Raw genomic sequence first — 11525 nt, forward strand, 5'->3', positions numbered from 1 at the left:
GGCCTAGGCCATCTTCAACAAAACGCCAGATGGCGACCGCGAGCTTTCGAGCGAGCGCGATGACACCGATCTTGCGAGATCGGCCCGAACCCTCCCCGAAAGCGCTACGGTACCACTGGGATACAGCGCTTGCCGGCTGATACCTCAGCCAACACCACGCAAGCTCAACGAGCAGCCTTCTGGCGAAACGGTTACCGGCTTTGCTGATTCCCTGACCATGCTTCACAGCACCACTCGCATACGGACGCGGTGCCAGACCAAGAAAGCTCGCCAAACACTTTCGATTGGCAAATTGGCGGTGGAACACCTCCGACACCAGCAGTACAGCGCTCAGTCTGCCAACACCCTTAAGCGTGGAGATGCGGTGAACCTTATCGACGTTGGGAATGCCAAGAGTACAGTCCTTCAAGCCTTCCTCGAGCTGGCGGTCGAGATCGCGGATACCGTGAAGATTGAGCAAGGCACGAATACGGTTCACGTGGCGTGTCCTCTCGGCCGAAAGCTGCAGACGTTCTCTGTCGAGGCGTTTAGCATCCTCCTCCGGCGTAGGAACACGAACTTCGCGGCACACCGTTCTATCGCCCTGGTCGAAAGATCGGAACATTCGGACCATGGACTCAGCATCTAGCCGATCTGTTTTGGCACGGCGGCTTCGCCTGTTGACCAAGAAGCTGGTGGAGTCGAGCACAGACGTGCGAATGCCTCGCTTCCGCAAGAACCTCGCTAACCAGAAGCCGTCATATCCGGCCTCAAAGCAAACGACGATCTCTGCAGGGCGACCATCTATCTGCGCTGCGGCCGCTTGCGTGCTGTTCAACATCGCGACGAGCGCTGCGGTATCGCCACCGCGAACCTGGCGAAGCTTCACGCGATCTGAGCTTGGGGAAAGCACCGCAACTAACCATGTAGATTTGCTCAGCTCAATGGCTGCATATACTGGCACACTGGACTTGGCGTTCTCGTTCATCGGAGGCCTCCTCGTTGTCGATGAAGCGGATGAGCCGGGCGGCTCCTCCATAGCATCTACAACGAAATCCATCCCCATTCCGCTCTCAAGATGGCTTCCCCTCGGCAGTTCATCAGGGCTAAAACAATCTAGCCGACGTGTCCGGTGAAATGGGGAACACTCCAAATTCATCTGGCCACTTCCGGTTCCGGCGGTTTTGTCCTTCAACCGGGAGAACCTCCAAACTGATCATCACAACACTTCAATCAGATAATCGGCCCTATATCCGGCATAGTTCGGATACAGCAAGGCCGTCTTACGTCAAGAGAAGAACCCAAAGGTTTTGGGTTCGGTAAATCTGCTCGTTTTCACCAATCTCCTCGATCAAAAAAGTCGAGAAAATTCCTTCATTTTACTAAAGAACAATCCGGAAGATTAAAGGTGATTCCACTCATATTGGCCTAATTGCTTGGTTTTATATAGGTTATAAATACGCTTAATATCACCTGCATATTTCCATGGTATGTCAAAATAAACAGGATTAAAATGTCCCCCCACCGGTGAAGGAAGAGTTATGTTGTCATAATCTCTAAAAGTTTTTAATTTTACCAAAAAATCATGAATTTTTGTATACTTATCGCCCGGATTTTCATGTCTTAAGCGAATAACATAATCGATCATCGTAGAATCAGAATTAATATCTGTTTGTAATTCCCTTATTTCTTTAATCAATTCGTACTTTAATTCAACAATGTTAATTACAAGGTCAATATTGCTCTTAACATCTTCCCATGATAATCTATGATGGTTTGTCTTCCATCCAAAAGTAAATGCGGCAATACCAAAAATAAATACACACAATGAAAACAATAATATAGATGGATATGTAACTTTCTTGTATTCTTTTTCGACATCATATGAATTTACAATGCCTGTTACCGCCGCAGCCAAGGTAAAAAATGCAACGCAACCCGGTCCAACAGAAACTACATTACTCCAATTTCGTCTAAAAACACTCAAATTTTGAAATGCTACGTTATGAGTTGATGCATTATATTCTACATTGATGTCCCTTCTGTTGGCAAACCATCCCAATGTATCGTTAATGTATTTTACAAGAACTGCATTGCCAGGATCATTTTTTTGCATACCTTTTAAAATCTCTACAATGCTATCCAATGCCAATGCTTTATTTGACCCGACCATCATGATTGATTGCAGTGTAATTTCATCTATTTTATTAACTATTTCGATAGTATCATATAAAAAATCCTTTCTATATTCATTCGACATGCACAATAACATAATATATTGAGGTATTGAAGCAAACTTCCGCATAGTTAGATCTATCTTTATCTTTTACTTGTAGATAACTACAAATATTATTTTGATGGAAGAAATATGTCAAATTAATCGGAATTAGGACTCAAAAGATATTTTATAACATCAGTTATTTATCACGCTCTACTCTGTAGCGCTCAAATTGGCAGCCACAACCCTGTCCCCTGGGTATAATTTCGATATTCTGTTATCATAGTGCGACACGGTTAGATGAAACTTTGGATGATTTATAAAACCAATACATCATCCACCAATATTGACTTGTTTCCAAATTGGTCACACACCTTCTCCAAAGGAGATCGGAGCACATCTGGCCTTCGCATTCAAGGTATAAAACAAGTTTTTGCTCTGACGCCCTGACCCTGGAGCTTACATGGGACACCGTAATGTGAAGACGCCAGATCCGTTCAAAAAGGCATTTGGCAGTCCGGAGATCTATCGATTTACAGTGGTCCGGAGTTTGGAGACGACGCATGGACGACATCGCAATGCCCCGATCGAGCGTCGCAATATCGTGGCGCACCTATGCAGCGCCCACTGCTTGCGGGCGTAGCGAATGACCCACAGTTGGTTTTCAACCCACCATGAGTAGGTAGACCGTCAAGCGCAGTGTCAGGCGCGCTCAATCAGAATTCCGCTGACACTTGGGGATACCTTCCCCGCAAGCCCCTATGAGCAATATTCTCAGCTCCCATGTCCGATCGCCAGTAGAGCGTTTCCCTGTCTGAATGAATCGGAGGGCTTTGCAAATCAGCTCGTTTCTGATTCAAACTATCTGCCGATGGAGGTCGGCAGATATGTCAAAGGCCTTGTCCGGCACGACCAGACGCGCAAAAACGTATGGCCCGCCCCGTTGCAAGAGGATTTTACGGTGTTCTGATCAGTCTGCGTCAACGTATACGGTCTCATGAGCAAGCTCATGGCCAAGATGGACATCCGCACACTTAGAGCCCCAATAAAGACTTCGGCAACAGGTGCCATTTTTTTGGCCGGGCTTTCCAAACGCCGTTCGACTGTCAGGCCATCTTCACGATCCTTCCAGCAAACTTCGTTGGGCTACGCGTTCCTTGTATGTAGCCGATCCATATTACACAGCCGCTGGGTAGCTGCGGTCGAAGCCAGTTTCCTTGCGCAAGGCAGCCCATGCTATCCGCGCCAACTTGTTTGCTAGCGCTACAACCACAGCGTTACGGTGTACGCCGCGCTCCATCATGGCCTTCAGCCATTGCCCCAGGGGCGTGTCAGTTGTTGAAAGTGACGGTAACGCTGCGCGAGCACCATGAATGAGCAGAGTACGCAAATAAGTGTTGCCACGTTTTGATATCCCAAGCAGTCGGGGTTTACCGCCGGTGCTGTACTGTCTGGGGACCAATCCGAGCCAGGCCCCCAGATCGCGCGCTTTGGCAAAGCTGCTCGCATCCCCCACTGCTGCAACCAGAGCCGTCGCGTTAAGTACCCCTATACCGGGGATCGACGTCAGTCTGCGCATGGCAGCATCGCTGCGCGCCAACTGGATAAACTCGGTATTCAGGGCCTCAATCTTTGTGTCGAGTACCTTCCATTCCGTGCGCAAATCGCCAACCAGCTCATACACACACGGTGACACGACCTCTACAGCCTCGGTAAGCAAGCTATCCACGCCAAGTTCGAGTTTTCGCCGTCCGACCGGGAAGATGATCCCACGTTCCAACAGAATTGCGCGAAGCTGATTGATCAGACGCGTTACGACAAGAACCCGTACAATTTCCTCGCTGCTGTCAAACTGATCGCTGTCCGCATCTGGTGCATCAGTTTATGAGTCTATGCTCTAGCATCGCCAGAAACGGAGGGCCGGGGCAATGGCTTTATGGCCTTGCCTTGCAAGCTGCCAGCACTTTCAGCTACTCTTGGTTCGTTATGTCAATTGCCAGAAGATGGGGCAGCCATGGCTCCCGTAAACCCGAGCTTCTCCAAAATGCAATCTATCTATTGTCAAAATGTCAAAAGACATCAAGAATTGCCTCCGCTTTCAATTCCAGCCCTGCCGATATGCTGGCTTTGAGCCCGAACAACGGATGGCAAAATTTTGGTGAAGTCAATAAAAGTATTGAAAAGGCCCATTACATTTGACGATATCGTGCTTCTTGAACCACAACACGAGCCGTGTGCTGCGTGCTTTAAGAGTAAAAATCGCCGAGTTTCATCCAGATGCGATTGAGGTGATCCGTTTGGGAGAACGCACTGTCAGTTGGGGATGGGGCACAAAGAAAATGAGTGAGGCTTATATTTACGCTTTACCATATCGCAACTACGTCAATGTTGGTTTTTATCGGGGTGCGTTCCTCACTGACCCCCTTGGTCGCTTAAAGGGTAGTGGCAAGGCATTGCGGCATGTTTCAATTACTCATCCCGATGAACTGGATGATAGTGTATTGTGCACGCTCATTAGAGAAGCTCGCGATGAGAGAAAAAAAGCACTGCAGCGATAGAATTGCCAGAGAGCACGACGCGCGACCGGGTATCAATTTCATTTTTAAAGGCTAAAATTTTACAAGCGACAGAATATAGCAGTCAAAAGAGATATTTCGACGATTTTGTGGGAGTTTTAATAATAAATTGAATTTTCTAGCTAAATGAAACCTAAGAGAAATTTACAATTCTGTTTATGTTTTTGAAATTATCTTATAGAATAATAGGCAAGAAATGAGATTATATCTATACCCTATATTTGGAATTCTATTTCTGGGTGTGCTAACGGCGCAACCATTCAGCAACATGGTTGCAGACTTGCGCTATTTGATATTCTCGACCCAGCCCTTGGCAATCAGTGAATTCTACAACACCGAGGTTGATGTATCGGACCTCACTCCTGGAACCATTATTCGCAGCGAACTGCTAAAAACTGACAATAAAGCGTTATCCTGGCGCGTTCTTTACGTTTCGCAACGATGGAACGGAGAACATGTCCCCGCGTCCGGGCTCGTTGCCACACCTCGTTTAAACAATGAGAACCATCCAAACCCGGTCGTAGTCTGGGCTCATGGCACAACGGGCGCGGCCAGAGGCTGTGCCCCTTCCCTTGCTGAAAATCCCATTCGGGATTTTACACCTCGTGGTAGCGGTGAAGCAAAAAACCTGCCCATTGGAATTGGCATTCCGTTTCTCAATGATTGGCTTGATAAAGGTTATGCTGTTGTAGCTCCCGATTATGCGGGTCTGGGATCTGATGCAGTCCATCATTATCTCGTCGGTGAAGATGAGGCACGCGATATTTACAATCTTGTGCGAGCAGCACAATCGTTACCTCAGGCAAAGATCAGTAAGAGGATAGCATTATTTGGTCAGTCCCAAGGAGGCCATGCCGTGCTCTTTGCTGGAGAAATAGCCAAAGATTACGCTCCAGATCTACAAATCCAATCTATCGTGGCTCTGGCGCCTGCCTCAACCCTTGTCATGTCTCCCTACGAAACAGACGCCTTCTTCGCAGCCAAAACGCCGATCCCTTACCTGATTGGACAAAGTTACATCGATGCTTACAAAATTGAAGATGATCTGTTTTCAGAGCAAGGCCACAAATGGCTGGATGCAGCTCGAAAAATGTGTGTAGTCGAACTATATCTGAAAATTGCCAATAGCAGCAAAGCAGGGTTGGCAGAACCTGTGATGCTAAGCAAAGCCTGGGTCGACGCTTTGTCGAGAAATAACGCCGGCTTGCATAAGTCAGTTGCACCTGTTCTTATCCTTCACGGACTTAAAGACAATGTCGTGCCACCAAAAGCGACAATCTCTTATCATTCACGTGCGCTTCAGGCGGGCACCGATCTGACTGTGCGCTGGATTGAGGATGCAGGTCACAATGATCTCTTCAACCTCACAAAGCAGCAGACTATTGAATGGATCGATGCCGGTTTTAAAAAAAATAACATTTCTCCATGACGACACTGATGTGATTGGTGCGCTCAACTTTATATTATAGTGGTTCAAGCTTGAAGCGCGACTTCCATCGCAACGCTTGCATGCGAAGATATATTTTATCAGCCACAACGCCGCATCAGCGACTGCGTACCAGACAACAAAAGAAGAAAAAAGGCCATACGAAGCTGAATCAGGAATGAGCCTGTGCGCAATACCTGTCACGGCTTTCTTCAATACCTCGGGATATTGTGGACGACCTGTCCTTCCAGTTACAGATTTGCTGGTTTCAGGAAACGCCTCGCGAACCATGCGGTCAGCGTCACACAACCAGAATAGCCCAATGCTCGCATCGTTGCAGAAATGCAGCGATCATGAGTGCGGTAACGCTCAACAGCCGCTTGCTTCTGCGCCTGTGTAAACTCGGGAGTTCTGGCCGCGCACCCAGCGAAAAAGTGGGGGTCTTGTTCGTATTCGCCGCGCAGTTTCCCAGAGCCTTCTTGCCTGGAAAACCCACTGGAAAATCGCCGCCCCGGCACGCTTACCGAGCTTTATAACAGCTCGAATCCTGCCTTCGTACGAAGGCATAAACTGCCTCCATGATAGTCCAACTTTTTGTTCGTACGGGCTTTGGCTAACAACTTTTTTTCATAACGGTTTGTTTACCAGGCTTCGATATTGGAAATTTTTTTAGTTTCTTGCGATTTTTGGAGTTTTAATTTTGCGTATTGCGCCGCTCATTAATTTGTTTGTCATATCGCAGCTATTTTCAATTTGTCTTCCCTTTTCAGCCAATGCTCAAGAGCCAACCATGGAGTGGGGCCAAAAAGCGACCCCCGGCAAGCATTTCTGGTCTGGCGACTGGTACCTCAAAGTTGGCGCAGCCGGTCTCATTGCACCTAAATTTGAAGGTTCAAATAAATACCATTTTTCCACACAGTGGTTAATTTCCCTGGGCCGTCAGGGCGAAACGACACGCTTTTATTCGCGTAACGATAATATCTCCCTGGCGCTTTTTGACAATTATAACTTCCGCGCTGGCCTGGCAGGCAAACTATTGTTTGAACGCGACTATGAAATCCCTGGTTTAAGGGGAACCAGGTTCGGCGGTGAAGCAGGCGGCTTTGCTGAAATCTACGCACTTGACTGGCTGCGTATACGCAGCGAGCTGCGTCAGGGTATCCGCGCGCATAAGGGTATTGTTGCTGATATTTCCACCGACGCTTTTTATGACGTAACTGCGGCAATTCGCGTTTCGGCAGGGCCACGGGCGACTTTCGCCTCAAAGGATTATTTCAAGACCTATTATGGTGTCGATGCCGAAGAAGCAGCTATTTCCGGGCTGCAAGAATATAATCCCCACGGCGGCCTCAAATCCGCCGGTGTCGGCGGCGCCATCCTCTGGAAGGTGAATGACAGAATTGATACCAACCTCTTTGGCGAATATACACGACTGAATGGCTCGTCAAAGGATTCAAGCATTGTCAAGGAATGTGGCTCGCCAGAGCAATTCATGATTGGCCTTTCGACCAACTATAGGTATGATTTTTCTCTGAATTAGTGCATTCCCCTGGATAGAGCGATTTCATGATGCCGTCAAAAGGGCCGGCGCCGCCTATTTTGATGATCGCTTCAATGCGGCTATGAATTTTTCTGTAAGTGCCCGACTCAAAATTGCAGCCTTGCGATGCGGCGCGTCATTCTCCTGATGGATGATATGAACATCCAGGCCTCTGCTGATGCGATTGAAGCCTCCCAATCTTTTGTCAGCCGGCGGCAGCGATTGAGCCAAGCGAAGGTTCGCTCGACGATCCACCGTTTGGGCAGAACGACAAAACCTTTGGCCTGATCGCAACCCTGACGACTTCAATAGCCAGTGCTACGATATGTGCCACAGCAGTTGTCAGCTTTTCACCAGCATATCCACCATCGGCAAAGAGTTTTGCCACGGTGGGATAGGTCTGGCAGGCGCGCTTGATCAGATCGGGCGCGCCGTCGCGGTCCTGAACATCCGCGCCATGCACGATGCCTTCCAACATGTTGCCGACCATATCGGTTACGATATGGCGCTTGCACCCTTTGATCTTTTTGCCTGCATCATAGCCGCGCGGACCACCAGCTTTGCTCATCGGCTGCAAAAGCGGTGCGACAACAGCCCACTCATCGTCGGTACAGTCACTTGCATAGCGTAAGCCGCGTCTGGCATAGTCCCGCCGAGCGGTAACAGTCCACGCCATGTGATCCTCCGTAGTCTTGCTAAACCACAGAGAATTATAAACTCCTGAAATCGCTCAACTTAATTTTCGGTTCGGCTCTAAGAGATCCTCACGGCCGAACACAATTAAAAAAATGCCTCGCAAAAGCGAGGCATTAGGAGAAAAACATCTTTTGCTATCATAAAGCGAGTGGAATATATTAGCCAATGCTGCGAAAATTCAATTGTTTGCAATATGTATCTTAACCCTCTCCCACGGCATCAAGATACGACTACGCGCCTTGGAGATTCCAAGAAACGAGCTAAATTTTTATAGAAAAGCCCGTTCTCTGTCGCAATCCCCAATGAGTGGCGAGCAATTCAATAAGGGGATGACAGCTGACCTCCCCCCCATTTCCCGGACACCGCGTTGAGCTAATTCGACCTTGTCTTCAGTCCAGAATAACCTGGCATTTTCAAGATATTTGCTCCGTCGTGAGCTTGCCGACTTCCTCGTGTAGCCAGGCCCCCAACCAACACCACCCATCAACCTTTTTCAAAAGGCACAGGCCAAAGACCTAATATACTAATCATCGTGGCCTCCGCGGCAATCCAATAATGCCAAATAATAAGCGCGTATAGCGGTTCGATGCGAGTCCACGCCTCTCGGCACTGCGGAAATAGCGATCCTGGTAGCAACGACGATCCTTCGTTTCGCAGAATACGCCGTTCGAAAATGTGAAGGATGCGCGATCAAAATTGCCCATCGCAATAAGCTTGTCCGCTGCTTTCTGCCCAAGATATCGCGCTGTCAAGCCATTTGAGATCCCATGTTTATTTGCACAGAAATATTGGTCGCACAGAACGCCTTGAACAGGAGAAAAAACTCTTTCCTTTTGTGCCGACAAGGTTGGCGAAGTGACGGTTGCAAAACCTGCCGCCAAAATAAATAAAATGGATTTTCTCATATTGCCATCCCTTCTTTATACTATAAACTGGCTATATATTCCTACAATATTGCGCTTGGAACCTTTACGATGGAACTTTTCGAAAGCGTGTTAAAATTGCGCCGAGCAACCTTCAGTAAATTGACGTTATTCGATTATATAGCGCGGTCAAGAGTGAAAAACACGATGAGTCTTGCTAAGGATGTAGAACGAAAAATCCGTTTTCACAATGTGATCGGCAATACTGCGGATAGTGTTTAACATCTGATAAGCGCCTTGTTGCTGCCAACGGTACTATCTTTTACCATGAAGGGCTGCGCGAGGAAGAATTGCATCACCCCAATGTCCTGAATCATTTTCTCTAAAAAATAGGGATTTGGATTTTTTACGTCTGCCTTATAATCAAAGCCACTTAAATCTGGTTTGATTCCATGTTGTTTGGAACAGTTGAAAATGCAAGCAAATTGATTGAAGCTGCCAGTCACGCTTCAAGGAGTAGAAGGCTGAAACCCGATTTAAACAGGGTACCGTTTCTAAATTGATGAAACGCTTTTGTGCCTGCTCTTCGGTAACTACGCCACGCTATATTCGAAGGGAAAAATGAGAATGTAGTAAGCGATGCATTGAGTTGTATTGGAAGGGAAGAGATTTCAATATTAATTTCGTTATTGGTAGCGCGATTTTACTTTTACGAGATCCTAGTTCTTCCTATTCAATCCGGTTTTTTCTCTTCTTTTTGAGTTTTCTACCAATACTGGCCAAAATATCGACGGGATTAAGTGGATGACAGCTATTGGAAAGAGCGGTGCAAAAAGTTAGTCCTCAAATGTTCACCGCCAGCCACCCTAAACCAGTCTGTTATCGACATATTGCAATATTTAAATATGACGGATCGTGACGTCCGCACAGGTCGCAGAAATCATCGTCACTTTCTTAACCTGAAGTAAAGAGGCACTGCTTGACGACACGCTTTATATTCAAGATAATCAAGTGAGTTGGCACAATAGCGGCGAAGGTAATGATAAAGGATATCTGAACTTTCAGCTGTGAAGGCGACCGCAATTATTATGTGGGCGAGCCAATAGTGAGAGATCCGCACTGTTATGATCTGATTCATTGGAAATTCAAAATTTGTACAACCCTTTTTAATGGGAGACGGCGGCTGCTGGGATCGATTTTGAGGTCCAATGCAATGAACCTGGTCAAGAAAATTGATCTCACGGTCGCCTGACAGCGACCGGTCAAATCAATTAGAATATTACCGAAACCAGAAGGCAGGTCACACTCGCGACCTTATCCAATCGAAATTGGTAATCCGAATATGCGTTCAAAATTCAAGCGGTATTAGAGTTTTCTTCAAAGCTAAAATTCCACCATATTCGCAAGGCTATTTTATATTATTTGTAAAAACTGTTTTACGAAAGTCTAACAGACAGTTCGAGATTTTATCTGTTATCTGGAATTCCGCGAAAAAATCCCCAGGGCCTTGCTAAGGCCTGTTTTGGATATATCGCCTTTGGATGCGGGCTTAATGAGCTCAACGCATCCAGGACCTGCTCTTCGATGGCTGTTTGAGAAGCGTGTGGTCCCCGGCTCTTGCCCATCCCAGGAGCCGGCAGCCTTTTCACCTTTAGGCGATATGAATAACTCCCCCAGCCCTGGTATGGCTGGGGAGAAAAAGGCCAGGATTTCCCTGCGCCGGGTAATACAACCCTTATCGTCATACGATAATTGGAAATAGCCCGCCACTTGCGGGCTATTTCCAATTTTCGATGATGTTTTCCAATTTCAGTCAGACACATGCCAGTGTCTAAAGCATGTCTACCGAAAAGGGAGACCGATTTCGGGAGACAGGATGCGGATTCCGACAATCGCGTGCACTTGGCGCATCGCTAATTTCCCCGTCGGCAAATCTATTTCTCCCGGCAATAATGAAACCGGAAGAGATACACCAACGATCGACTACTCGAACCGGCCAGTCCCGTGCGCGCCTCATCGGAACACTGCGCGGGACACTCCTGGATTTGAAAGAACTCGAGGAAGGAGGGCAAAACGTGACTGCGCTTAGAGTCAGTTTTGAAAGCATTGATACGGGCCAAACGCCTAACGAGCAGCATTACGGAGGCGGCATAGAGGAAAGCCGCGGCAGATTTGATTGAAGCTTCGAAGTCCTTCGCGAGACGTCTGTTTCGATTGATCCATGCAA

At 47.5% G+C, this 11525-nt stretch carries 6 protein-coding genes and 4 pseudogenes; 4 read left to right on the plus strand and 6 right to left on the minus strand.

Annotated elements, in window-relative coordinates:
* The 3 genes and pseudogenes from ACTJKP_RS24995 to ACTJKP_RS25005 all read right to left on the minus strand — a co-directional run.
* Positions 1-967, minus strand: a 967-nt coding sequence (locus ACTJKP_RS24995; RefSeq protein ID WP_440632603.1) for an IS110 family transposase, incomplete at its 3' end; no start/stop codon positions are given.
* Between the two features lie 414 nt (positions 968-1381).
* The gene (locus tag ACTJKP_RS25000) at positions 1382-2239 is read right to left on the minus strand and encodes a hypothetical protein (protein WP_440632604.1); all 858 of its coding nucleotides are present in this window, start codon (positions 2237-2239) and stop codon (positions 1382-1384) included.
* A 1135-nt stretch (positions 2240-3374) separates the two neighbouring features.
* Positions 3375-4010: pseudogene (locus ACTJKP_RS25005) on the minus strand (IS110 family transposase); the annotation flags it as partial.
* Here ACTJKP_RS25005 and ACTJKP_RS25010 point away from each other — a divergent pair.
* The 4 genes and pseudogenes from ACTJKP_RS25010 to ACTJKP_RS25025 form a co-directional block, all read left to right on the plus strand.
* Positions 4005-4085: pseudogene (locus ACTJKP_RS25010) on the plus strand (IS5/IS1182 family transposase); the annotation flags it as partial. The pseudogenes ACTJKP_RS25005 and ACTJKP_RS25010 overlap by 6 nt on opposite strands.
* Before the next feature lie 325 nt (positions 4086-4410).
* Positions 4411-4755, plus strand: coding sequence for a DUF1801 domain-containing protein (locus tag ACTJKP_RS25015; protein WP_440632605.1), 345 nt, complete (start codon positions 4411-4413; stop codon positions 4753-4755).
* A gap of 286 nt (positions 4756-5041) precedes the next feature.
* The gene (locus ACTJKP_RS25020; RefSeq protein WP_440632606.1) at positions 5042-6202 is read left to right on the plus strand and encodes an alpha/beta hydrolase family protein; all 1161 of its coding nucleotides are present in this window, start codon (positions 5042-5044) and stop codon (positions 6200-6202) included.
* 694 nt (positions 6203-6896) lie between these two features.
* Positions 6897-7739 (plus strand): MipA/OmpV family protein, encoded by an 843-nt coding sequence (locus ACTJKP_RS25025; protein WP_440632608.1) that lies wholly within the window; start codon positions 6897-6899, stop codon positions 7737-7739.
* A gap of 107 nt (positions 7740-7846) precedes the next feature.
* Here the strand turns inward: ACTJKP_RS25025 and ACTJKP_RS25030 are convergent.
* The 3 genes and pseudogenes from ACTJKP_RS25030 to ACTJKP_RS25040 form a co-directional block, all read right to left on the minus strand.
* Positions 7847-8415, minus strand: a pseudogene (locus tag ACTJKP_RS25030) (transposase).
* A 547-nt stretch (positions 8416-8962) separates the two neighbouring features.
* Entirely contained in the window at positions 8963-9340 is a 378-nt protein-coding gene (locus ACTJKP_RS25035; protein ID WP_440632607.1) for a YcgJ family protein, read from the minus strand.
* A 2069-nt stretch (positions 9341-11409) separates the two neighbouring features.
* Positions 11410-11525: pseudogene (locus ACTJKP_RS25040) on the minus strand (IS5/IS1182 family transposase); the annotation flags it as partial.

The organism is Brucella sp. 22210 (genome assembly GCF_052045675.1).
In the GTDB taxonomy this organism is placed as follows: Bacteria; Pseudomonadota; Alphaproteobacteria; order Rhizobiales; family Rhizobiaceae; genus Brucella.